General features: G+C 65.7%; 21 protein-coding genes. 11 read left to right on the top strand and 10 right to left on the bottom strand.

Features of this window, described 5'->3' with window-relative positions:
• Positions 1-562: integrase core domain-containing protein (locus AC1DGP_RS21735; protein ID WP_476832519.1), on the top strand; the 562-nt coding region annotated here is incomplete at its 5' end.
• On the opposite strand, the gene AC1DGP_RS21740 is transcribed toward AC1DGP_RS21735, so the two are convergent.
• Positions 559-1,626, bottom strand: coding sequence for an isocitrate/isopropylmalate dehydrogenase family protein (locus AC1DGP_RS21740; protein ID WP_441505604.1), 1,068 nt, complete (start codon positions 1,624-1,626; stop codon positions 559-561). The two genes, AC1DGP_RS21735 and AC1DGP_RS21740, sit on opposite strands and share 4 nt — an antisense overlap.
• A 2-nt stretch (positions 1,627-1,628) precedes the next feature.
• Positions 1,629-3,047, bottom strand: a complete 1,419-nt coding sequence (locus AC1DGP_RS21745) for an MmgE/PrpD family protein (RefSeq protein WP_441505605.1) — start codon at positions 3,045-3,047, stop codon at positions 1,629-1,631.
• 121 nt (positions 3,048-3,168) lie between these two features.
• Between AC1DGP_RS21745 and AC1DGP_RS21750 the strand changes: the two genes are divergently transcribed.
• On the top strand, positions 3,169-3,855 hold the full coding sequence (locus AC1DGP_RS21750) for an FCD domain-containing protein (protein WP_441505606.1): 687 nt from the start codon (positions 3,169-3,171) through the stop codon (positions 3,853-3,855).
• Here the strand turns inward: AC1DGP_RS21750 and AC1DGP_RS21755 are convergent, their stop codons facing one another.
• The 3 genes from AC1DGP_RS21755 to AC1DGP_RS21765 form a co-directional block, all read right to left on the bottom strand.
• Positions 3,856-5,586 carry an ABC transporter permease gene (locus AC1DGP_RS21755; RefSeq protein ID WP_476775277.1) on the bottom strand — a complete coding sequence of 577 codons (1,731 nt, stop codon included), beginning with the start codon at positions 5,584-5,586 and terminating at the stop codon, positions 3,856-3,858.
• A 111-nt stretch (positions 5,587-5,697) separates the two neighbouring features.
• Entirely contained in the window at positions 5,698-6,759 is a 1,062-nt protein-coding gene (locus AC1DGP_RS21760) for an ABC transporter substrate-binding protein (protein ID WP_441492157.1), read from the bottom strand.
• Positions 6,760-6,813: 54 nt separating this feature from the next.
• On the bottom strand, positions 6,814-7,908 hold the full coding sequence (locus AC1DGP_RS21765) for an ABC transporter ATP-binding protein (RefSeq protein ID WP_441492158.1): 1,095 nt from the start codon (positions 7,906-7,908) through the stop codon (positions 6,814-6,816).
• Positions 7,909-8,259: 351 nt separating this feature from the next.
• Here AC1DGP_RS21765 and AC1DGP_RS21770 point away from each other — a divergent pair, with 351 nt between their 5' ends.
• The 9 genes from AC1DGP_RS21770 to AC1DGP_RS21810 all read left to right on the top strand — a co-directional run bounded on the left by AC1DGP_RS21770 (position 8,260) and on the right by AC1DGP_RS21810 (position 17,335).
• Positions 8,260-8,961: an FCD domain-containing protein gene (locus AC1DGP_RS21770; RefSeq protein ID WP_441505608.1), complete on the top strand. Its 702-nt coding sequence runs from the start codon at positions 8,260-8,262 to the stop codon at positions 8,959-8,961.
• A gap of 32 nt (positions 8,962-8,993) precedes the next feature.
• Complete coding sequence (locus AC1DGP_RS21775; protein WP_441505609.1) at positions 8,994-10,436, top strand: MmgE/PrpD family protein; 1,443 nt, start codon at positions 8,994-8,996, stop codon at positions 10,434-10,436.
• A gap of 95 nt (positions 10,437-10,531) precedes the next feature.
• On the top strand, positions 10,532-11,494 hold the full coding sequence (locus tag AC1DGP_RS21780; protein ID WP_441505610.1) for a tripartite tricarboxylate transporter substrate binding protein: 963 nt from the start codon (positions 10,532-10,534) through the stop codon (positions 11,492-11,494).
• A 49-nt stretch (positions 11,495-11,543) separates the two neighbouring features.
• The gene (locus AC1DGP_RS21785) at positions 11,544-12,041 is read left to right on the top strand and encodes a tripartite tricarboxylate transporter TctB family protein (protein WP_441492161.1); all 498 of its coding nucleotides are present in this window, start codon (positions 11,544-11,546) and stop codon (positions 12,039-12,041) included.
• A 10-nt stretch (positions 12,042-12,051) separates the two neighbouring features.
• Positions 12,052-13,548 carry a tripartite tricarboxylate transporter permease gene (locus AC1DGP_RS21790; RefSeq protein ID WP_441492162.1) on the top strand — a complete coding sequence of 499 codons (1,497 nt, stop codon included), beginning with the start codon at positions 12,052-12,054 and terminating at the stop codon, positions 13,546-13,548.
• Complete coding sequence (locus AC1DGP_RS21795) at positions 13,545-14,918, top strand: MmgE/PrpD family protein (RefSeq protein ID WP_441505611.1); 1,374 nt, start codon at positions 13,545-13,547, stop codon at positions 14,916-14,918. The genes AC1DGP_RS21790 and AC1DGP_RS21795 overlap by 4 nt, the downstream gene beginning before the upstream one ends.
• A 3-nt stretch (positions 14,919-14,921) precedes the next feature.
• Positions 14,922-15,671, top strand: coding sequence for an SDR family NAD(P)-dependent oxidoreductase (locus AC1DGP_RS21800; protein ID WP_441505612.1), 750 nt, complete (start codon positions 14,922-14,924; stop codon positions 15,669-15,671).
• Positions 15,668-16,441: a sulfite exporter TauE/SafE family protein gene (locus AC1DGP_RS21805; RefSeq protein WP_441505613.1), complete on the top strand. Its 774-nt coding sequence runs from the start codon at positions 15,668-15,670 to the stop codon at positions 16,439-16,441. The genes AC1DGP_RS21800 and AC1DGP_RS21805 overlap by 4 nt, the downstream gene beginning before the upstream one ends.
• A gap of 117 nt (positions 16,442-16,558) precedes the next feature.
• On the top strand, positions 16,559-17,335 hold the full coding sequence (locus tag AC1DGP_RS21810; protein WP_441505614.1) for an enoyl-CoA hydratase/isomerase family protein: 777 nt from the start codon (positions 16,559-16,561) through the stop codon (positions 17,333-17,335).
• Positions 17,336-17,372: 37 nt separating this feature from the next.
• Here AC1DGP_RS21810 and AC1DGP_RS21815 read toward each other — a convergent pair whose 3' ends face one another.
• The 5 genes from AC1DGP_RS21815 to cyoA are packed head-to-tail and all read right to left on the bottom strand — an operon-like array spanning position 17,373 to position 22,333.
• Positions 17,373-18,122, bottom strand: a complete 750-nt coding sequence (locus tag AC1DGP_RS21815) for an SURF1 family protein (RefSeq protein ID WP_441505615.1) — start codon at positions 18,120-18,122, stop codon at positions 17,373-17,375.
• Positions 18,123-18,132: 10 nt separating this feature from the next.
• A complete protein-coding gene (gene cyoD / locus AC1DGP_RS21820; RefSeq protein WP_441477516.1) occupies positions 18,133-18,510 on the bottom strand; it encodes a cytochrome o ubiquinol oxidase subunit IV in 378 nt (125 codons plus the stop codon).
• Positions 18,507-19,142, bottom strand: a complete 636-nt coding sequence (gene cyoC / locus AC1DGP_RS21825) for a cytochrome o ubiquinol oxidase subunit III (RefSeq protein ID WP_441505616.1) — start codon at positions 19,140-19,142, stop codon at positions 18,507-18,509. The genes cyoD and cyoC overlap by 4 nt, the downstream gene beginning before the upstream one ends.
• Before the next feature lie 9 nt (positions 19,143-19,151).
• The gene (gene cyoB, locus AC1DGP_RS21830; RefSeq protein WP_441505617.1) at positions 19,152-21,152 is read right to left on the bottom strand and encodes a cytochrome o ubiquinol oxidase subunit I; all 2,001 of its coding nucleotides are present in this window, start codon (positions 21,150-21,152) and stop codon (positions 19,152-19,154) included.
• 41 nt (positions 21,153-21,193) lie between these two features.
• Entirely contained in the window at positions 21,194-22,333 is a 1,140-nt protein-coding gene (gene cyoA, locus AC1DGP_RS21835; RefSeq protein WP_476832520.1) for a ubiquinol oxidase subunit II, read from the bottom strand.
• Between the last annotated feature and the right edge of the window lie 52 nt (positions 22,334-22,385).

Consider the following 22,385-nt stretch of genomic DNA (forward strand, 5'->3'; position numbering starts at 1 on the left):
CCCCGGCGAACTGATCCATCTCGACATCAAGAAGCTCAACCGGTTCAGGGAGCCGGGGCATCGCGTCACCGGGGATCGCAGCGCCGGCCGCAGCGTCGGGGCGGGCTGGGAGTTCGCCCATGTCTGCATCGACGATGCCTCCCGGCTCGCCTTCGTCGAGATCAAGCCGGACGAGACGGCGCTCAGCGCGGTCGCCTTCCTCAGGGCCGCCGTCGCCTATTACAAAGGCCTCGGCGTCTCCGTCGCGCGCGTCATGACCGACAACGGCCCCTGCTACAAAGCCCATGCCTTCCGCCACGCCTGCCGCGAGCTCGGCCTGCGCCAGATCAGGACMAGGCCCTACACSCCCAGGACCAACGGCAAGGCCGAACGCTTCATCCAGACGGCGCTMCGCGAATGGGCCTATGCCAGACCCTATCCCCACTCAGAKCGCAGAGCCGAAGAGCTGCCGCGCTGGCTCCATCATTACAAYTGGCATCGCCCCCACGGCGGRATCCAGGCCAAKACMCCCATCAGCAGACTCGCTCGCGACGAGGACAACCTGTTGACGCTCCACATCTAACCGATCGCCCTGGTGATCGCCTCGGTCATGCCACGGGTGCCGGTGGTGCCGCGGATGTCGCGCGTGCGCGTCTCGGGCCCCGAGAGCGCGGAGCGGATCGCCGCTTCCATCGTGCGTGCGGCCTCCACCGCCTGCGGCAGGGATCGGACCCGGCCGAGATGCTCGATCAGCATCCGAGTCGACTCGATCATTGCATAGGGATTGGCTACGCCCTTGCCGGCAATGTCGGGCGCCGAACCATGCGTCGCCTGCGCCATGGCGAGGCCGCCCTCGCCGATGCACAGGCCGGGCGCCATGCCGAGCCCGCCGACCAGCCCCGCGGCTTCATCGGTCAGGATGTCGCCGAACATGTTCGTCGTCACCACAGTGTCGAAGCTCTGCGGATCGCGCACCAGGCGCATTGCGAAGGTATCGACGATCACCTCGTCGATCGTGACATCGGGATAATCCTTCGCCGCCTCGTAGCAGCTCTCCACGAACATGCCGCAGCCGAGCTTGAACACCGTGTTCTTGTGCACGAGCGTCAGGCGCTTGCGCCGCGACCGGGCGATGTCGAGCGCGGCACGGGCGACCTTGCGGCTGCCCCTGCGCGAGATGACGCGCACCGAGATTGTCAGGTCGTCATTGGGCCGGAACTCGCCCGAGCCCATCACGACATTGCGGTCCGGCTGGAAGCCCTCGTTGTTCTCGCGCACGATGACGAGGTCGACATCGTCATAGATGCAGCCGATGTCGGGGTAGGATCGCGTCGGGCGGACATTGGCGAACAGGTCGAAATGTTTGCGCAGGATCGGATGCGGATTGATCGCGCCCGGCCCCTTCGGATAGGCCTGATGACCGATCGGCCCGAGGATGAAGCCGTCGAAGGTGGCGAGCGTCTCCAGCGTGCCATCCGGCAGCGTCGTGCCGTGGCTATCGAGCGCGGCGCGGCCGATAGGCATGGGCCGCCAGTCGATGGCGAGTCCGTGCCGGGCGGCCGCTGCGCGCGTCACCTCGACCGCAGCCGGGACGATCTCGTGGCCGATATCGTCCCCGTTGAGGACGCCGATGGTGAGCTTCGCCATGGTCAGAGCCGCAAAGACGCCATCAGGCGCTCGATCGAGGGCAGAGCGTCCAGGTCGCGCACCATGGCGATCACGTCCTCGATCCGTTCCCGGCCGAGACTGGCGAAGCCCGCGGTCTCGCGGAACTTGTCCGAGACCTCCTCGTAGCTCATCGGGTTGGCCGGACTTCCCTTGCCGAAATCGGCTCGGCCCGAGATGGTCCGGCCATCTTTCAGCGTAATGGCGATGAGGGTCGTCATCTTGTCGTAACCGGCGGCCTCAGCCTCATCGTCCACCACGAAATCGACCCGCTCGATCATCGCCTTGACGTCGGCGCGGTTCACCACCGCGTCGGTGAATTCCGCAAGGCCGGCCTTACCCTCGATCAGGAGGATCGCCATGCAGAACTCCATCGAGAACTTGGCCTGGAGCTCGTTGGTCGGCCGATGGTGGATCAGCGCGTTGGGCATGTTGTGGTTGGTGCCGACGCGGACCCGCTCCACCGCGTCCGCGGTGATCCGGTTCTCGCGGATGAGACGCAGCATCTCGGTCATACCCGGATGGGTCAGCGAGCCTGAAGGATGCGGCTTGATCGAGATGCCGGGCGCCGCAAAGGTCCAGGGCGCCCCGAGCTGGTTCAGGATGGCGCCCTCGTCATAGCCGCCGCCGGCAGCCCGGAAGAAGCCGCGCGGCGCCTCCAGGATCTTGTCCGTGGCGCTCCAGCCATATTCGGCGAACTGAGCCGCCGCGACGCCGCTCTCCGACGAGCGCCCGGCATGGAAGGGCTTGGTCATCGTGCCGAAATTCTCGCGCAGTCCGGCCGACTGACTGCCGGCGATCGACAGCGCGCGCAGGGTCTGGTCGAGGTCGAGCCCCATCAGCCTGGCGCTGGCCGCCGCAGCCGCGAAGGTGCCGCAGGTGGCCGTGGCGTGGAAACCGGTCTGGTAATGTCGCGGGTTGATCGCCTCGGCGATCTTGCACTCCACCTCGACGCCAAGATGGTAGGCGAGCATCACATCGCGCCCGCTGGCACCCTTCGCCTCGCCCATGGCAAGCGCCGCCGGCAGCGCAGGTGCGGTCGGATGGGTGAGGAGCCCGTAGACCCGGTCCTTGGCCACGGCAAGCTGGGTATCGTCATAGTCGTCGGCGTGAATGCCGACGCCGTTGGCGAAGGCCGCGAAGCGCGGCGCGACCTTCAGCCGCGAGCCGATGACCGTGGCCGGTCCGCTCGCCAGGTTCAGATCGGCGAGATGGCGGCGCACATAGTTGCCGCTATGGGCGACCGAGCCCGACAACGCCAGCCCGAGCCCGTCGAGGATCGATTTCTTGCCGAGTGCGACGACATCGCCGGGCAGATCCGCCGGCGACGCATCGCAGATGAAGGACGCCACATAGCGCGTCAGACCGTTATCCGCGGGCGAAAGGTTATCGGGCGTCTTCATGGCGTCCTCCAGGCTAGCCATCAGCCTCTAATTGTCTTTTGCCGATTGTCAACAGTTTAAGATCCAATGGCGTTGCCCGGCTCCGACTGATAGATTGGGCCAATCACACGGAACCCAGTGCATGAGCCTCGATATCGATTCCGCCCTGCAGCTTCGCCGCAACCAGTCCCTGACCTCGATCATCCGCCACGAGTTGGAGCAGATGATCGAACGGGGCGAACTGAGTGCCGGCGAGCGCCTCAACGAGAACGCGCTCGCCGCCAGGCTGGGTGTCAGCCGGGGGCCGATCCGCGAGGCATGCCGGGGACTCGAGCAGAGCGGGCTGGTGAACGTCGTGGTCAACCGTGGCGTGTTCATCCGCGCGCTCGACGGGCGCGAGGCGGCCGAGCTCTACGAAATACGGGCGGCGCTCTACGGTTTGGCAGGCAGGTTGCTGGCGCCCATCGTCACGGACGAGCAGGTGGCCATCCTCTCCGGCTATGTCGCGGAGATGGACGCCGCGATGGCAGCCGGCGACCTCAACAGCTTCTATCCCGGCAATCTGCGCTTCCACGAAGCCATCGTCGAATTCGGCGGCAATGGCCGCCTCGCAGCCGAATGCGCCGCCATCCACCGCGAGATGCACCTCCTGCGCCGCCGCACCCTCGATATGCCCGGCCGGATGACGACCTCGAATGACGAGCACCGCGCGATCCTCGAACGGATCGCGGCACGCGACCCCGCCGGTGCCGAGGCTGCACTGGAGGAGCATGTCCTGATCAGTCGCACCGCCTTGTTCGGCCCGCTCGGCCATTACCCGGACGCCTGATCAGCCGCGGACCGGCGCGACCTTCGCGCCGCCCAGGAGCGGCAGGCGGTTGGCGAGGAACACGACCGCGAACGAGACGATCAGCAGCATGATCCCGAGCACCGAGATCGCGCCGAGATCGCCGGATTCGTTGAGGTCGTAGATGATGACCGATACGAGCTTGGTGTCGGCGGTGGTCAGCAGGATCGTCGCCGAAAGCTCGCGGATCGTGCCGATGAACACGAAGCACCATGCCGCCACGACGTTTGAGCGCAACAACGGCGCGGTGATGGTGCGCAGGGTCGTCATCCGCGTCGCGCCGAGGATGCGCCCCGCCTCCTCGAGCTCGACATGCACGCTCTTGAAGGCGGACGAGAGTTGCTGGTAGCCCGCAGGCATCTCGATGGTCAGGAAAGCGATCAGCAGGATCCAGAGCGTGCCGTAGAGCGGCAATATCGGGCTGGAATAGCTGAGGAAGAGGCCGACGCCGAGGACGATGCCGGGGATCGCGACCGGCGCGGTAGCGAGATAGCCGAGCAGCGGAGCCCCGCGCGAACTGCCGCGCGTGACGAGATAGGCCACGACGAGCGCGATCGCCGTGCCGATGGTCGCGGTGAGGAAGCCGAGCAGGAACGTGTTGCGCAGCGCAAGTTGTGTCGCCGAGAACTCGAAGAACACGAACCAGATATGGTGGAGCGTGAAGCTCTCGAAGGTCAGCGGCTCCGCCACCGTGCGGGTGAGCGCGGTCTTCACCAGCGCGGCATAGGGCATCAGCACCGTCAGCGACAGGATAAGGAAGGTGAAGCCGAGCGCCAGCCATTTCCAGCGCCCGAGCACCGTGATGCGCGCGCTGCCGCTCTTGCCGCCGACCGTGGTGTATCCGCGCCGGCCAAGGATGCGCCGCTGCGTCCAGAGCAGCAGGATGGTGACGAGGAGCAGCGGCAACGCCGCCGCCGCAGCGAGCCCGGGCTTGGGCGGGTACTGGAACAGGCTCCAGATCTTGGTGGTGATGACGTGGAAATTCGCCGGTAGGGCGAGGATGGCAGGCGAGCCGAACATGGTCAGCGCCTGCAGCACCGCGATCAGCGAGCCTGCGAGCATGGCCGGCAGGACGAGGGGCACCGTCACCTTGCGCAAGGTCGTCCACAGGCCACCGCCGAGGATGGCGGATGCCTCCTCGAGTTCGGTCGGAACGCGTTCGAGCGCGTTCGTCACCAAGGTGAAGACATAGGGAAACGTGTAGCACGCGATCGCGAAGACGAGGCCGGACAGGGTGTAGATGTCGACGAGGTACTCGTATGGATCGAGGTCGAACAGCCAGCGATAGACGGCATTGATGATGCCGCTATTGGGCGCGGCCAGGATCTCCCAGGCGATGGCGCCGAGGAAGGGCGGGGTCACGAAGGAGGCCATGACGAGCCCGCGCACGAGCGTGCGTCCCGGCATGTCGGTGCGGGCCACGATCCAGGCGAGTGGCGTCGCGATGGCGCAGGACAGCACACCGACGCTGAGCGCCATGGTGATCGCCACGATGAACGGCCGGCGCAGCGTCGCATCGCTGACCAGAGCCCTGAAATTCGCCAGGCTGAGGCTGCCGGACTGATCGGTCACGGCGTAGTAGCCGAGCCATGCGAGCGGCAGCACGACCAGCACCGAAAGGATAACCGTGAGCAGCACGAAGATCGGCCGCGACCAGTCGATGGTGACGTGGCGTATGGGAACTCCGGACACGATCCCGGTTATCGCTGTCATGAGGATCTCCGTGCGCCGCCAGCGCGCGACGCGCCGGCGCCGGGTGCAGCTCTCGTCAAAGGGCGATGCACGGCGCGGAAGATCCGCGCCGTGGGGTCCGCGCGGAACGGATCAGGTGCCGAAATACTCTTCGTATTTCTTCTTGATCATCTCGATATTCGGCTCGAGCTTCAGCGGGTCGGAATAGAGCAGCTTGATCTTGGAAAGCGGCGTACGCGTCTCCTTCTCCTTGACGCGCGGGTGGAACGAGCGAAGCCCGCCGGAATCGCTGTTGAGCTGTTGTGTCTCCTGGTCGAAGAGGAAGGAGTAGAACAGCTTCGCGGCATTGGGGTGCGGCGCGTTCTTCAGTATCCCGCCATGACCGATGGCGATCGGCGTGCCCTCGGTCGCATAGACGATCTCGACGGGAACGCCGGACTCCTTGAGCATGAACATGTTGTATTCGTTGCCGTCGGCTTCGATCGAACGTTCGCCCTGGGCGAGTTTCTTCGGCGGCTCTGTCGATGACTGGACCTGCATGATGCGCTGCTTGCCGAGCTTCTCGAAGAACTCCCAGCCGAGCGCCTGACTGAGGACGTCCGTGCCGGTCATCACCGTGCCGGAATAGCCGGGATGGGCCTTGACGATGCGGCCGCGCCATTTCGGATCGAGCAGGTCGGCATGGCTCTTGGGCGCATCCTCCGCCTTCACCTGCTTGCTGTTGTAACCGATGACCGAGAGATGCGCGCGATAGGCCGCATAATAGCCGTCGGCATCCTTGGCCTCCTTCGGCCAGTCCTTCGCGACCTCGGCCGGCACGGCCTGGGCCAGCCAGCCATTGCGCTTGAACAGGACGAAATGCACCGCGTCGGAGGTTTCGACGACGTCGGCATTATGGATGGAGCTGCCATATTCCTGGCTGAGGCGCTGGAACACCCGCTCGGAACCGGAACGCTCGACCTTCACCTTGATGCCGGGATATTTCGCCTCAAACGCATTGCCGACCTTTTCCGAGACCGCCACGTCGGTCGCGGTGTAGAAGGTGACCGTGCCTTCTTTCTTCGCCGCCTCGATAAGCTCCGGCGTGACCTGATAGGGGGCCGGAGCCTGCGCCAAAGCGGGCATGCTTCCGAGAGCGGTCGAGAGCAGAAGGCCGGCCACCACGGATCGTCTGTCGAACATTGGGCGTGTCATTCTCGTTCCTCCTCATTGTTATGATGTTGGCGAGATTGCTTTCGCGCCCCCGGTTCAGCGGGCGAGAGCGCGGCAGTGCTCCTGTGGAAAGTGCAGCCAGACGGGTTGGCCGCGGTCGATGGCGAGGTGCGGTTCGGCAACCGTGCGGATCTGCGCGCCGCCGGGAAGTTCGATCAGGTAGTCGCGATGCGAGCCGAGATAGACCTGGCGCAGGACCGTGCCCTGCGCCCGGTTCGGCCCGTCGCCCTGCGGCTTGGCGTCCAGCACGATGTCATGATGGCGCACCGAGACGACGCCATCGCCGCCGGCCGAGAAATCGCCGGTGCCGCAGCGAAGCTTCAGCGGGCCGCACTCGACCGTATCGGCATCGAGCCACCGGCCCTTCAGGATGTTGGTGCCGCCGAGGAAGCGCGCCACGAATTCCGATTGCGGCCGCTCATAGATCTCTTCCGGGCTGCCCGCCTGCTCGATCCGGCCCTGGTTCATCACCACGATGAGATCGGCCGTGGTCATCGCCTCGGCCTGGTCGTGCGTCACATAGACGGTGGTGTAGCGATAGGCGTCGTGGAGCCGGCGGATCTCGAAGCGCATCTCCTCGCGCAGGTTGGCGTCGAGATTGGAGAGCGGCTCGTCGAGCAGCAGGATCTCGGGCTCGACGACGAGCGCGCGTGCCAGCGAAACGCGTTGCTGCTGCCCTCCGGACAGCTCTCCCGGATAGCGCTCGGCCAGCGGCTTCAACCGCGTGACGTCGAGGATCTTGTCGACGAGCCGCGCGATCTCGGCCGCCTGCATCTTCCGGAGGGACAGCCCATAGCCGATATTCTCGCGAACGGTCATGTGCGGCCAGAGCGCGTAGCTCTGGAAGATCATCGACATGCCCCGCCGCTCCGGCGGTTCGCTCCAGCCGGCCGACGAGATCGTGCGCCCGCCGACATGGATCTCGCCACCCTTGGGCGTGATGAAGCCGGCGATGAGGCGCAAGGTGGTCGTCTTGCCGCAACCCGACGGCCCGAGCAGGCAGACGAGATTGCCCTTCTCGACATTCAGATCGACGCGATCGACGACCGTCATCGCGCCGTACCGCATCGTCAGATCGGCAAGTTCCAGAAACGCCAATGCATCCTCCCAGACGCGATATCGCCTGGACATCCGGGGTCCGGGCTTCGTTTTTCTGGATCGGCGGCGAGCGGGTACGCCTGCTCCGCTATCCCAATTTTGATACGAGCTAAGGGCCAATCCTCAGGATTGTCAACAATAAGCATTCTACGATCAACCCTGAGCTGCACTTGAACGGTTGTGCAGTGGGCCGACCGGATCTCCGCGCCTAGGCGGCAGGCGGCAGATCCAAGCCTTAAGCCCAAGTCCCGATATCGGTCTCGGGAGGCGTGGATCTGCGCCGATCTGTTCCCTCCCCGGGACGCGCGACCACCTCATGAGAGCATGGTAACTCGAGAATTGCAAACTGTTGACAGTTTTCTGTAGACGCTGATATCAGAACCTATGACCATTCCAGACGATGCCCTGACCATTCTGAGGACCCGCTCGCTTTCGGGCGTGCTCGAACGCGAAATCGAGAGGGCGATCCTTGCCGGCGAGATTCCGCCGGGGAAGCGGGTCAACGAAAACCATCTGGCTATCCGCTTCGGCACCAGCCGCGGCCCGGTGCGTGAGGCGCTGCGGGCCCTTGAAGGGCTCGGCCTGGTCGAGCTGATCCCCAATCGCGGCGTCTTCATCCGCCAGCCGGCGGTCGAGGAGGCCATCGAGATCTACGACGTGCGCACGGTGCTGTTCGGTCTTGCCGGCAAGCTCCTGGCCGAGCGGGTCAGCGAGGCGGAGGTGGCGCGGTTGAGGGATTATCTCGAGCAGATGGAAGCAGCCGCGCGCCACCGCGACTTCGACCGCTACTACCCGCTCAACCTCGCCTTCCACGAATTCATCATCGATGCCTGCGGCAATGGCACGCTCGCCGCACAATATCGCGGGCTGGTCAAGAAGCTGCACCTGTTTCGTGCCCGCAGCCTGGTGCAGGGCGGCGGCCTGGAGGTTTCCAACTCGGAGCATCGCGAGATGGTCGAGGCGATCGCCGCCCGCGATCCCGAGCGTGCCCAGCGCGCCCATTCCGACCATGTCGCCCGCGCCAAGGCGCGCCTGCTCGCCGCCTACCGGAAGACCGAGGCGCAGCCCACGCGTCTGACCAGCTGACGATCTTCGTTCAAGAGAAAGCCGGATACGCCATGACCGAGCTCAACCACGTTACTGCCTCCGCTGTCGCGTTCATCGAGAGGGCGAGCTACGACGGCCTGCCAGCTGAGGCGCTGCGGATCGGCCGGCGCTGCATCATCGATACGCTTGGCCTCTACCTGGCCGGTGGACTTGAGGACTCGGTGCGCATGCTGGCGGCCGATGCGGCGGAAACCGGCGGCAAGGCCGAGGCGCTGCTGATCGGCCATGGCCATACCCGCGTTCCCGCGGCGCTGGCGGCGCGCGTGCTCGGCACTGCCGGCCATGCTCACGACTGGGACGACACCCAGGTTTCGAACGACCCGCGCCATGTCTACGGCCTGCTGACCCACCCCTCGGTGCCGCCGCTGACCGCCGCGCTTGTGCTGGCGCAACGCCTTGGCGGCGTTGACGGCAAGCGCCTCATGCTCGCCTTCCAGACGGGGTTCGAGGTCGAATGCAAGATCTCGGAATGGATGACGCCGCGCCATTATCGTCGTGGCCATCACAGCAGCGGCACGGTCGGCACCTTCGGCGCCGCCGCCGCCGCCGCGAAGCTGCTCGGTCTCAAGGGCGCTGAGGTGGCGCATGCCCTCGGCATCGCAGCGAGTTTCGCTGCCGGCATCCGCTGCAATTTCGGCACGATGACCAAGCCGCTTCATGTCGGTCGCGCTTCGGAAAACGGCGTCACCGCGGCCCTTCTCGCGGCACGCGGCTTCACCGCCGACCCGGCGGCCCTCGACGGCACCTGGGGCTTCTTCCAGGTGATGGGCGAGGGACTTTCGGAAGAGAAGCTGCCGCAGGGCTTCGGCGAGACGCTGACGATCGCTGAGCCCGGCATCAGCATCAAGCCCTACCCGTCCGGCATCCTGACCCACCAATCGATGGACGCGATGCTGGCGTTGGTGCTCGCGCATGACCTCAAACCCGAGCAGGTCGAGCGCATCCGCTTCTTTGCCGGCAGGAACATCCTCGAGCCGATCCGCTATCCGCTGGCGCAGAACCACCTCCAGGCCAAGTTCTCGATGCCCGCGCTGCTCTCGATGATCGCGCTCTGTCGCCGCGCCAGCCATCACGAGTTCAACGACGCGTTCGTGGCCTCGCCGGCGATGCAGGACATGCAGAAGCGCACCGAAATCCTCAACGACCCCGAAATCGATGCGCGCGGCTATGACAAGATCCGCTCGCGCATCGAGGTCGAGACCAAGGACGGCCGGACCCTCGTGCAATGGGCCGACGAGCGCTATCGCGGCGGCCCGGACAACCCGATCAGCGACGCCGATCTCGAAGCCAAGTTCCGGATGTGTGCCGAGGGCGCGATCACCGACGCCGCCCAGGACAGGCTGCTCGATCTGGCCTGGGGCGTCGACGCCCTGCCGCGGATCGAGATGCTCGTCGAGCAGCTCGTCTTCGACACCACGCCGGCAGTCCGGCCGCTGCGCAACGCCGCGCAGTAAGACGGCCTGGCGCGGAGAAGCCGCGCCGCCGCGCCAATCGAACGAGGCCTCTCCGAAGCAGGGAGGCCCATTCATCGATCTCAGGGAGAGAAACCATGCGACATCTGGCCATCGCCACAGCCGTCGCCACCAGCCTCTCGGCCTGGTCGGCAGGCGGCGCCGCCGCGCAAGCGCCGGTCGATTACCCGCATAAGGTGGTCACGCTCGTCACCCATTCGAGTCCGGGGGGCGGCAGCGACGTCTTCTTGCGCGAGATGGCCAAGCACCTGCCGAAATACATCAAGGCGACCTTCATCATCGAGAACGTGCAGGGTGGCAGCGGAGCCCGCGCCGTCTCGCGGCTGGCGACGGCGCCCGCCGATGGCAGCGTCTTCTACGCGACGACGCCGACCTACATCTACACCTCGCTGCTCTCGAAGACACAGCACGGCTACAAGGACGTCGAGCCGCTGGCGAACTTCTTCACCGACTCGGAGGTGATCTACACCCGCGCCGACGGCCCCTACAAAACCCTCAAGGACGTGATCGACAAGGCGCAGAGCTCGCGTGGGCGTTGGGGCGCGGCCAATCCGGCCTCGCTGGAGCGCCAGGCGGCCGAGCAGCTCAAGAAGGCGGCAGGCGTGTCCCCCGCCGTGGTCTCGCATGAGGGTGGCGGCGACCTGATGATCAACGTGCTCAACGGCACGCTCGATATCGGCATCGGCGAGATCCCGGAGATTCGTCCGCAACTCGAGGCCGGCAAGATCCGGCTGCTCGCGACCTTCGATGCCAGGCGTATGGAAGCCTTCCCCAACGTCCCGACGGTGAAGGAATCCGGCTACGCGATCGCGCTCGACAAATTCCGTGGCCTTGCCGGCCCCAAAGGGCTGCCGCCGGCGATCACCAAGATCTGGGACGAGGCCGTGCCGAAGATCCTGGCCGATCCCGAGTATCAGAAGGTCTACAGAACCGAGAGCCTGGTCGCGAACTTCATACCCCACGACCAGTACCAGGGCTTCGTCCAGAACTTCGGCACCGTCACCGAAGCCTTCCTGAGGGAGAACGGCGTCCTGAAGTGACGCCGCGCTCCAGCGACCATGTGCGCAACCCGTCGGGAAAGACCGTAGCATGAGCGGGCGAACAGCTCAGAAGGATCTGGCAGGCGGGCTCATCGTGCTCGCCATCGCGATCCTGTACTACCTCGGCATCAGCGACATCGCGGAGAGTTCGCTCGCCGACGATGTCGGCGCGGGCGGATTGCCGCGTATCCTCGCCTTCGCCCTGGCCGGGTTCGGCGCGGTCCTGGTGGCCCGCGCCATCATCGAGGGCGCGCTGGCGCGGGCGCCGAAGCCAGCCGCGATCGTCACTCAACCCGGTGATGACGACCCGATCGCGCCGCTGCCGCGCGCGCTCGGTTTCCTCGGCTTCGGTGCGGCCTATGTCGTGCTCGTGCCGATCATCGGCTACCTGCCCGCCATTGCCCTCCTGATCGGCGCGATCGCTCTCTTCGAGGGCGCGGCGGCGAACTGGAAAACCGCGCTGATCGCGATGGGCGGGGCCGTCGGCTACTGGGCGATCTTCGTCAAGCTGCTCGGCGTGCATCAGCCCTCCGGCTGGTTCTTCTAAGGGGACGATGATGCATTCGCTCGGAATCGCATTCGACCTCCTGTTCGGCTCGCCGATCATCCTGTTCTCGATCGTCGGCCTCATCTGGGGCATCATCGGCGGATCGCTGCCCGGTATCTCGGCCTCGATCACCATGGCCCTGCTGCTGCCCTTCACCTACGGCATGGCGCCGGTGCAGGCGATCGTGATGCTGGCCTGCACCTATATCGGCGCCGAATATGGCGGCTCGATCCCGGCCATCCTGATCCGCACACCCGGCACCAACTCGGCCGCCGCGACCGTGATCGACGGCTACGAGATGAAGAAGCAGGGCCGGGCCGGCGAGGCGCTGGGCATCTCGCTCTGGTCGGGCGTCATCGGCAGCCTGTTCGGCCTGGTCATGCTGATCATGCTGACCGAGCCGCTCTCCTGGGTCGCACTCGCCTTCAGGCCAACCTCCTATTTCGCGCTCGGCATTCTCGGCCTCAGCGTCATCGCCTCCATGACCAACGGCTCGCTGCTCAAGGGTCTCGCCGCGGCAGTCGTCGGGCTGATGATCTCGACCATCGGCACCGACCCGATCTCGGGCGTGACGCGCTTCACCTTCGGTAGCCCGGAGCTGCTCGGAGGCGTCGAACCCGTCCTGATCATGATCGGCATCTTCGCGGTCAGCGAGTTGATGATGCAGTCCGGCTCGCGCGACATTGGCGGCCTGCGTGAACAGGTCAAGGTCCGCCTGCCCAGCTTGAGCATGATGAACAGGCTCAAGCGCTCGCAGTTCATCGGCTGCCTGCTCGGCACATTCGAGGGGCTGACCCCGGGTGGCGGCGGTTCGATTGCGGCCTTCCTGTCCTATAACGAGGCCAGGCGCTGGTCGAAGGAGCCGGAGAAATTCGGCAAGGGATCGGAGGAGGGCGTCGCTGCGCCCGAGACCGCCAACAACACGGTGGCCAGCACCGCGTTGATCCCGCTTCTCTCTTTCGGCATTCCGAGCTCGAACTCGACTGCGGTGCTGCTCGGCGGCCTGCTGATCCACGGGCTGCTGCCCGGGCCACGCCTGTTCGAGCAGAATGCCGATGTCGTGGTCGGGCTCTATCTCGGTTCGTTCATCGCGACCCTGGCACAGATCGTCGTCGGCATCCTGCTGCTGCCCGTCTGCGTCTGGCTGGTGAACCGGCCCCGCGCCTATCTCGCCGGCTTCATCCTCGCCTTGATCCTGTCGGGCATCTACACGCTCAACACCTCGCTTGCCGATCTCGGCATCGCGCTCGGCATGGGCCTCGTCGGCTACCTGATGCGCCGCGCCGGGTATCCGTTCCTGCCGCTGATCCTCGGCGTCGTGCTCGGTCACATGGTCGAGTCGAGCTATCGCCGCTCGCTGCTGCTCTCCGGCGGTGACCATTCGATCTTCCTCGAAGACCCGATCGCGGTCGGCCTGCTGCTGGCATCGACCGTCTTCGTCACCCTCTCGCTCGTCCGCGAATTCCGTGACGCGCGCAATGCCAAGCTCAAGGATGCGCACGCGTGAACCACCAGACTTCGATCGCCGATGAGCCGGTCGCGCTGCGGCTCGCCAGCTTCGCCGCCCATGCGAGGGTGAGCCCCAAGGCGCGGGAGACCGTCCGCCTGCTGCTGCTCGACGTCGCCGGGCTTTGCGTCGCGGCGCGTGGCACCGACTATGTCCGCGCCGCCCTGGCCTCGACCGCGTCGTCGGGCAAGGCAACCGCGATCGGCCATGCATCGGGCCTGGGCCCCTATGACGCCGCGCTGGTCAACGGCACCGCGGCGCATGGCGAGGATTTTGACGATACATTCGAGGGCGGGCCGATCCACGCCGGCGCCGTGATCGTGCCGGCCGTGCTGGCGGCGGCGGAGCATCGCGGGTTGTCGGGCGAAGCCGTGCTGCGCGGTGTTGCAGTCGGCACCGAGCTGATGTGCCGAATGAGCCTGGTGACGCCGCAAGCGATTCACAAGGCCTGTTTTCACCCGACCGCGGTGATCGGCGCTCCCGCAGCTGCCGCCGCGGTGGCGAGCGCCCTCGGCCTGCCCCCGAAGCTGATCGCGCATGCCATCGGCGTCGCCGGCAGCCTGGCCTCCGGCATCATCGAATATCTCGCCGACGGCAGCTGGACCAAGCGGCTCCATGCCGGTGCGGCAGCGCAGGCCGGCATCCGGGCCGCCCTGCTGGCCGAGGCCGGCTTCCTCGGACCCGCAACCGTGATCGAGGGCCATCACGGTTTCTACCGCGCCTTCGCTCCGTCGAAGGCACCGGATTTCACGCCGCTCCTCGACGGGTTGGGCGAGAGCTGGGTGCTCGAGACACTCGCCTTCAAGCCCTATGCCTGCGGAACGATGACCCAGCCCTTCGTCGACTGCGCCATCGCACTGGCGCAGCAGGGTATCAAGGCGCAGGACATCGTCAGCCTCGAATGCGAGGTCGGCGAAGGCACGGTGCACCGGCTCTGGGAACCACTGGCGCTGAAACAGGCGCCGCCCAACGCCTATGCGGCAAAATTCTCGACGCCCTATTGCGTCGCCGTCGGTTTCATCGATGGCGGCGCCGGGCTTGGGCAATTCACCGAGGAGCGCGTGGCGGAGGCGAGCGTGCGGGCGCTGGCCGCCAAGGTGTCCTATGTCGTCAATCCAGAAGACGCGTATCCGCGCAATTTCAGCGGCCATATCAGGGCCACCCTCACGGATGGCTCGCTACGCGAGCTGCGTCAGCCGCACATGCGCGGCGGGGCGCATGAACCTCTTTCCGCAGGCGATATCCTGCAGAAATTCCACGACAACGCCGCCTTCGGGAGCTGGGCGCGCGAGCGCTCTGAGCAGATGGCCGCCGCGCTCGACACGCTCGTCGCCGGCGGCAGCGTCGACCTCTCGGCGGCACGGGGCTGAGCGATGACTGAACTCGACGGCAAGGTTGCGCTGGTCACGGGAGCAGCCCGCAATATCGGGCGCGCCATCGCGCTCGAACTCGCCGCCGGTGGGGCAGCGGTGATGGGCGTGGCGCTCTCGGACGAGACAGGGCTTGGCGAAATGGTCGCCGCAGTCGAGGCCGAGGGTGGTCGTGCCGCCTGGCAGTTGGCCGATGTCACCAACCCTGGCTCGGTCCGCGCCGCCGTCGAGGCCACGCTCAAGCGCTTCGGCCGGATCGACATCCTCGTCAACAATGCCGCGATCCGTGGCGAAGTGGCCTTCGATGCGATGACCTTGGCGCAATGGCATCAGGTGCTGGGCGTCACGCTCGACGGCCCGTTCCTGTGCTCGCAGGCGGCGCTGGACGCGCTGACCGCGAGCGGCGCAGGCGCCGTCATCAACATCGGCGGACTGACAGCCTATACCGGCGCGAAGCAACGCGCCCATGTCGTCACCGCCAAGGCCGGACTCGACGGTCTCACCAAAGCGCTGGCGCAGGAGCTGGCCGAGCGCGGGATCACCGTCAACCTCGTCTCCCCCGGCCTGATCGATACGGTGCGCGGCGGCCACTCCGCCGCCGAGCCGGACCATCACAAACACCGCACCACCTTGGTCGGACGCCGCGGCCGGCCGCAGGAGGTCGCGGCGATGGTGCGCTATCTTGCCGGGCCGAACGGGCGCTATCTCACCGGCCAGACCATGCATGTGAATGGCGGGGCCTATCTGCCATGAGCCTCGTGGCCGACCCGGCCTTGCTCGGATCGGCCGTGCAGGTTGTGACGGCGCTCGCCGTCGGCACAGCCGCCCTGGTCGGATCGCTGCTGAGTGCGCTCACCGGCTCGGGCGGCGCGATCGTGCTGTCGCTGGTGCTGGCCCCGATCATCGGCGTCGCCTCCGTGGTGCAGACGATCAGCGTTGCGATGCTGCTCAGTCATGTCGCGCGCGTCGGCGCCTTCCGGACACTGATCGACTGGCCCGTCACGAGGCGCATCCTGTCGGCGGCGATCCCCGGCTGCCTTGCCGGAGCGGTGCTCTATACCCGACTCGACGAGGCGGCGATCGGGCTGGTGCTCGGGATCTTCCTGATCGCGATCGTGGTGCTCAAGCGCCTGTTCGCCGGCCGGCGCTTCGAGATCGGGCCGACCGGCGTTCTCGTCGCGTCAGCATTCTTCGGCTTTCTCTCGGGCACGACGATCGGCGGCGGATTGCTGATGATCCCGATCCTGCTCGGCGCCGGGCTTGGCGGTGCAGCGCTGGTCGCGACCGATGCGATCGTCGGTCTCACCATGCATCTCACCAAGACACTGGTCTTCGGGCAGGCAGCAGTCCTGACCAGCGCGCAGGTCTGGCTCGGTGCGGTGATCGGGCTTTGCATGTTTCCGGGCGCTTGGCTCGCCAGAGCACTGCTCGCCCGCATACCGCTCAAGGTCCACACGCTGCTGCTCGACGGCGTCGTTGCGCTCGGCGGCTTCTCCTTCGTGGTCCAGGCCCTGAGGGACTGAGCTTGAAACGATGTCCGACACAGGTTCCGGCGCACGCCGGTCCGACGCCGCGCTCCAGCCGGGCGCCGGCGACAGCGGTTCCCCTGATGCCGGCTGCAGGAAGGAGAGCAGGAATCGATGAGTGACGAGATCTGCTATGAGGTCGACAGCGGGATCGGCTGGATTACGCTCAACCGGCCGCAGGCGCGCAACGCGCTGACATTTGCGATGTATGACCGTGTCGCCGAGATCTGCTCCGATCTCAAGGGCCATGGCTCACCCAAGGTTCTGGTTCTGACCGGGGCGGGAGAGAAAGCCTTCGCCGCCGGAACGGACATCTCGCAGTTCCGCGCCTTCGACAAGCCGGAGGATGCGCTGACCTATGAGGCACGCATCGACGGTGCATTGCAGAAGATCGAAAGTTGCCAGGTTCCGACCATCGCGGCGATCTCGGGAGCGGCAACGGGCGGAGGCGCCGGCATCGCTTGCGCCTGCGATCTCCGGATTGCGACGCGCAACGCCCGCTTCGGCTTCCCGGTTGCGCGCACGCTCGGCAATTGCCTGTCCATGAACAATTATGCGCGGCTCGCCACCCTGCTCGGACCGGCGCGGGTCAAGGACATCGTCTTTACCGCGCGGCTGATGGATGCCGACGAGGGCCACCGGATCGGTCTCTACACTGAACTCGTCTCCGACCATGCCGCGCTGATGGAGCGGGCAAAGGAATTGGCCACGACCATTGCTGGCCATGCACCGCTGACCCTGCGCGCGACCAAGGAAGCGATGCGACGGATCACCAGATCCGACCGCACAAGGGAAAGCGACCTCATCCTGATGTGCTATATGAGCGCCGATTTCCGAGAGGGTATCGAGGCCTTCCTCACCAAGCGCGCGCCGACCTGGCAAGGACGATGAGGCTTGGTGAACCTCGGAAGCCGCGGGTTCGCTGCATTTATGCTGACGGCGGCTCGTCGGCCTTGCCCCGGATCACATAGGCCGCCGCCCCCGCGCTCATCAATGCAAGGCAGAACCAGGTCAGCGCGTAGACAAGATGCGTGTTGCGGAAGCTGACCTGTGTCATCCCGCCCTGCGGCAGCGGGCCAGGCTCGGAGACAGCGTCGGCATCGACGAAATAGGGTGCGACCTCTCCGACGCCCTGTGCCTGCGCGATCTGCACGACATCGCGGGAATACCAGCGCCCGGCGGCGGGATCATTCGCACGCAGGAAGCCGCCACCCGGCTCGCTCAGCCGCAGCAACCCGATGGGACTCGCCGCTTCGCCGGCAACCTTGCGCCGTTCGTCCGGCCCACGCCGCCCCTCCGGCAGGAAGCCGCGATTGACGAGAACGGTAAAGCCGGCATCCGTTCGAAACGCCGCCAGCACCCAGAAGCCGGGGCCGCGCTCCGTCACCGCCATCGTCAGCGTTTCCGGCCCGGGGAGATAGCGCCCCTGCAATGCAACGCGGCGATATTCGTCGGTGGCGGCGTTGATCCTGCCCCATTCCGCCGGCCCGGGCGCGGCCGCTGGCGGCGCGTGGATGCGTGCCTCGACACGGACGATGAGGTCGAGCTTCCAGGCCCGCCGCTGCATCTGCCAGATGCCGAGCCCTGCGAAGATGAGCGCAAGCACGCAGGCTGCGGCGACAAAAACGACATGGGCCGTGCGCGGTCGGCGCCCCTGCCCCGCGTCCGGGAACGTCACGACGCCAGCCTCACATCCTGTGCATGTCGCTCGGCATCATGTTGGCGTTGAGGTGGTACATGACCCACAGCGAGCCCGAGAGCACGATCACCACGATGATGATGGTGAAGATCAGCGCCATCATCGACCAGCCGCCTTCGGAGCGGCCGTTCATGTGAAGAAAATAGACCATGTGGACGACGATCTGCACCGCCGCGAAACCCATGATCACGAGCGCGGTCAAAGTCGCGTGACCGAGCACGTCATTCATGACGAGCCAGAACGGGATCGCGGTCAGGATGACCGAAAGCACGAAGCCGGTGATGTAGCCGCGCAGGCTGCCATGGGGAGCGCCATGGGCGTCCCCGTGCTCGCCATGCGGCTCGGCGTGATTCTGGCTTCCGCTCATTTCAGCACGCCCATCAGGTAGACGAAGGTGAAGACGCCGATCCAGACGATGTCGAGGAAGTGCCAGAACATGCTCAGGCACATCAGCCGGCGGCAATTGGCCTCGATCAGTCCGTGTCTTGCGACCTGCCTCATCAGCACGACCAGCCAGATCAGGCCGAAAGTGACATGCAGCCCGTGCGTACCGACCAGCGTGAAGAAGGAAGAGAGGAACGCGCTGCGCATCGGCGTCGCGCCCTCGTGGATCAGGTGGGCGAACTCGTAAAGCTCGACCGCGAGGAAGCCGAGGCCAAACAGGCCGGTCACGACGAGCCAGCTCTGCATTGCGGCCTGCCGGCCCTTTTCCATCGCCAGCATGGCGAAGCCATAGGTGATCGAGGAGACCAGCAGCAGGCCGGTATTGACCGCCACCAGCCTGAGATCGAACAGGTCGGCGCCGGACGGCCCCGCCGCGTAGTTGCGCCCCAGCACCCCGAACGTCGCGAACAGCACCGCGAAGACGAGGCAATCGCTCATCAGGTAGATCCAGAAGCCGAGCATGGTCGAGCCGCCGGAGTGCTCGTGCTCCTCTTCCGTGACGTAGAACGTCGGGGCGCCGTTTCGGACCGGGACCTGTGCTGCCGCCTTCGCCATCATCATTCCTCAGGCCCGGGCCAGCAGCTTGCTGCGCGAATCCTCTTCGCGCAGTACGGTCTCTGCCGGGATGTGGAAGTCGCGGTCGTAATTGAAGCTGTGCGTGATCACACTCGCCACGGCGCCCACGAAAGTCAGCGCTGCCAGCCACCAGACGTGCCAGATCAGCGCGAAGCCGCAGAGCGTCGCGAAGCCCGCGATGATGACACCGGCCCCGGTATTCCTCGGCATATGAATCGGCCGGAAGCCAGCGAGCGGGCGCTGATAGCCGCGCTTCTTCATGTCGGACCACGAGTCATGGTCGTGGATCACAGGGGTGAAGGCGAAATTGTAATCCGGCGGAGGCGAGGACGTCGACCATTCCAGCGTGCGCCCGTCCCAGGGGTCGCCGGTCGTGTCGCGCAAGGCATCGCGACGGATGATGCTGACCGCGATCTGGATGAGGAAGCAAAGGATGCCGAACAGGATCAGCACCGCGCCGATTGCCGCGATCACGAACCAGATCTGCAACGAGGGGTCCTCGAAGCGATTCAAGCGGCGGGTCACGCCCATCAGGCCGAGCACATAGAGCGGCATGAAGGCGACGTAGAAGCCGACGACCCAGAACCAGAAGGAGAGCTTGCCCCAGAACGGATCGAGCTTGAAGCCGAAGGCCTTCGGAAACCAGTAGGCGATGCCGGCGAAGATGCCGAAGACGACGCCGCCGATGATGACGTTATGGAAATGCGCAACCAGGAACAGGCTGTTGTGCAGCACGAAATCGGCCGGCGGCACCGCCAGCATGACGCCGGTCATGCCGCCGATGACAAAGGTCAGCATGAAGGCGATGAGCCACATCATCGGCAGCTCGAAGCGGATGCGGCCGCGATACATCGTGAACAGCCAGTTGAAGATCTTCGCGCCCGTCGGGATCGAGATGATCATCGTCGTGATGCCGAAGAAGGAATTGACGCTGGCGCCCGAGCCCATCGTGAAGAAATGGTGCAGCCAGACGAGGTAGGACAGGATGGTGATCACCACCGTCGCATAGACCATCGAGGCATAGCCGAAGAGCCGCTTGCCGCAGAAGGTCGAGGCGACCTCCGAGAAGATGCCGAAGGCCGGCAGGATCAGGATGTAGACCTCGGGGTGCCCCCAGATCCAGATCAGGTTCACGTACATCATCGGGTTGCCGCCGAGATCGTTCGTGAAGAAGTTGGTGCCGACATAGCGATCGAGCGTCAGCAGCGCGAGCGTCGCCGCCAGGATCGGGAAGGTCGCGACGATCAGGACATTGGTGCACAGCGACGTCCAGGTGAAGACGGGCATCTTCATCATGTCCATGCCGGGCGCGCGCATCTTGATGATGGTCGCCACCAGGTTGACGCCGGAGAGCGTTGTGCCCACGCCCGCGATCTGCAGCGCCCAGAGATAGTAGTCCACGCCCACCCCGGGTGAGTAGGCGGCACCTGAGAGGGGCGGGTAGGCAAGCCAGCCCGTCTTGGCGAATTCGCCGATGAAGAGCGAGGCCATCACCAGCACGGCGCCGCCCACCGTCATCCAGAAGCTGAAATTGTTGAGGAATGGGAAGGCGACATCCCGCGCGCCGATCTGCAACGGCACGACGAAGTTCATCAGCCCCGTGACGAAGGGCATCGCCACGAAGAAGATCATGATGACGCCATGGGCGGTGAAGATCTGGTCGTAATGGTGCGGCGGCAGGTAGCCCTCGCTGCCGGCAAAAGCGATCGCCTGCTGGCCCCGCATCATCAGCGCGTCGGCGAAGCCGCGCAGCAGCATGATGACCCCCAGGATCATGTACATGATCCCGATCTTCTTGTGGTCGACGCTGGTGAACCACTCGTTCCAGAGATAGCCCCAGGCCTTCATCCGCGTGATCAGCACGAGGAGCGCAAGGCCGCCGAGCACCACGACAGCAAAGGTCGCCACCAGGATCGGCTCGTGCAGCGGCAGCGCTTCGAAGGTGAAACGGCCGAACACCAGCTTCCACCATTCGGGATAGGAGGTCATGGATCCCTCGTCTCGCTAGCGGCGACCATCTCGGACGCGGTTCAGTTGGCAACGCGGGCGGTGACGCCCGCGGTACCGTAGACGTCGGCGGGTGTGCAGATCGCCGTGACGAAGGGGCGCGGCGGCATCGGCTGCCCGCCCCGGCGCACGCTCTTGTCGTATTCGAGCGCCATCACGGTCGAGATCCCCTCCCTGCCGCCGCCGCCCTTGGCATCCATCGCCATCATGTCGCGCGTGCACATCTTGGCGCGATCGACGCACATGTTGAGGACCGCCTGGAACAGGTCCGGTGCGACATCGCGGAACTGCCGCGTCGACTCGCGCGCGCTTGGGCGTTCCAGCACCAGATATTCCTCGCGTCCGAGTGGCCCGCCCTTTTCGCGCGCGGCTCGGGTCCAGGCCTCGAAGCCCTGGCGGTCGACGCCGCGGAAACGGAAGCGCATGTCGGAGAAGCCGGCGCCGCTGTAATTGGCCGAGAAGCCCTCGAAATCGCCGGGATGATTGATCACGGCGTTGAGTTTCGTCTGCATGCCCGGCATGGCGTAGATCTGCCCCGCCAGCGCCGGAATGAAGAGGGAATTCATGACGGTGGAGGACGTGATCCGGAATTCGATCGGCTGGTCGACCGGCGCCACGACCTCATTGAGCGAGGCGATGCCCTGCTCCGGGTAGAGGAACAGCCACTTCCAGTCGAGCGCCACCACCTGGATGACCAACGGCCCTTGCGGTGGCGCGTTCTCGCTCATCCTCGCAGCGGCAGCCGGCTTCGCCGCGCTGATGCGCCCGAGCGGCCGGTAGGGGTCGAGCAGATGCGTGGCCATCCAGGTGATCGCACCGATGACGATAATGATCAGCAACGGAACCGCCCAGATCACCACCTCGAGCGGCAGCGAATGGTGCCAGTCGGGGTCATAGGTCGCGTTGGCCGAAGCGCGGTAGCGCCAGGCGAAGAACACCGTCAGCGCCATCACCGGCACGATGATCAGGAGCATCAGCGCCGTGGAGGTCAGCAGCAGGTTTCGCTGCTGCACGGCAACATCGCCGGACGGTGCCAAGAGCACCATCTGGCAGCCGCCGAGCATCGCGAAAACAGGCAGAACCGTTAGAAATCGAAGGATCCGCAAGAGACTCGAGACCTCCCTGCCGCCGGAACAACCTTCTCTATGCCCATTCCTTCGCATCACCCATCAGACAATCTGTCCCATTGCGAAGGTTTGACGGGTATCTGCGATC

The organism is Allobosea sp. 05T433 (assembly GCF_056396065.1).

Coding starts and splice junctions, on each gene's coding strand:
- AC1DGP_RS21740 (WP_441505604.1), bottom strand. CDS start 1,626: ATGGCGAAGCTCACCATCGGCGTCCTCAACGGGGACGATATCGGCCAC.
- AC1DGP_RS21745 (WP_441505605.1), bottom strand. CDS start 3,047: ATGAAGACGCCCGATAACCTTTCGCCCGCGGATAACGGTCTGACGCGC.
- AC1DGP_RS21750 (WP_441505606.1), top strand. CDS start 3,169: ATGAGCCTCGATATCGATTCCGCCCTGCAGCTTCGCCGCAACCAGTCC.
- AC1DGP_RS21755 (WP_476775277.1), bottom strand. CDS start 5,586: ATGACAGCGATAACCGGGATCGTGTCCGGAGTTCCCATACGCCACGTC.
- AC1DGP_RS21760 (WP_441492157.1), bottom strand. CDS start 6,759: ATGACACGCCCAATGTTCGACAGACGATCCGTGGTGGCCGGCCTTCTG.
- AC1DGP_RS21765 (WP_441492158.1), bottom strand. CDS start 7,908: ATGTCCAGGCGATATCGCGTCTGGGAGGATGCATTGGCGTTTCTGGAA.
- AC1DGP_RS21770 (WP_441505608.1), top strand. CDS start 8,260: ATGACCATTCCAGACGATGCCCTGACCATTCTGAGGACCCGCTCGCTT.
- AC1DGP_RS21775 (WP_441505609.1), top strand. CDS start 8,994: ATGACCGAGCTCAACCACGTTACTGCCTCCGCTGTCGCGTTCATCGAG.
- AC1DGP_RS21780 (WP_441505610.1), top strand. CDS start 10,532: ATGCGACATCTGGCCATCGCCACAGCCGTCGCCACCAGCCTCTCGGCC.
- AC1DGP_RS21785 (WP_441492161.1), top strand. CDS start 11,544: ATGAGCGGGCGAACAGCTCAGAAGGATCTGGCAGGCGGGCTCATCGTG.
- AC1DGP_RS21790 (WP_441492162.1), top strand. CDS start 12,052: ATGCATTCGCTCGGAATCGCATTCGACCTCCTGTTCGGCTCGCCGATC.
- AC1DGP_RS21800 (WP_441505612.1), top strand. CDS start 14,922: ATGACTGAACTCGACGGCAAGGTTGCGCTGGTCACGGGAGCAGCCCGC.
- AC1DGP_RS21805 (WP_441505613.1), top strand. CDS start 15,668: ATGAGCCTCGTGGCCGACCCGGCCTTGCTCGGATCGGCCGTGCAGGTT.
- AC1DGP_RS21810 (WP_441505614.1), top strand. CDS start 16,559: ATGAGTGACGAGATCTGCTATGAGGTCGACAGCGGGATCGGCTGGATT.
- cyoD (WP_441477516.1), bottom strand. CDS start 18,510: ATGAGCGGAAGCCAGAATCACGCCGAGCCGCATGGCGAGCACGGGGAC.
- cyoC (WP_441505616.1), bottom strand. CDS start 19,142: ATGGCGAAGGCGGCAGCACAGGTCCCGGTCCGAAACGGCGCCCCGACG.
- cyoB (WP_441505617.1), bottom strand. CDS start 21,152: ATGACCTCCTATCCCGAATGGTGGAAGCTGGTGTTCGGCCGTTTCACC.
- cyoA (WP_476832520.1), bottom strand. CDS start 22,333: ATGCGAAGGAATGGGCATAGAGAAGGTTGTTCCGGCGGCAGGGAGGTC.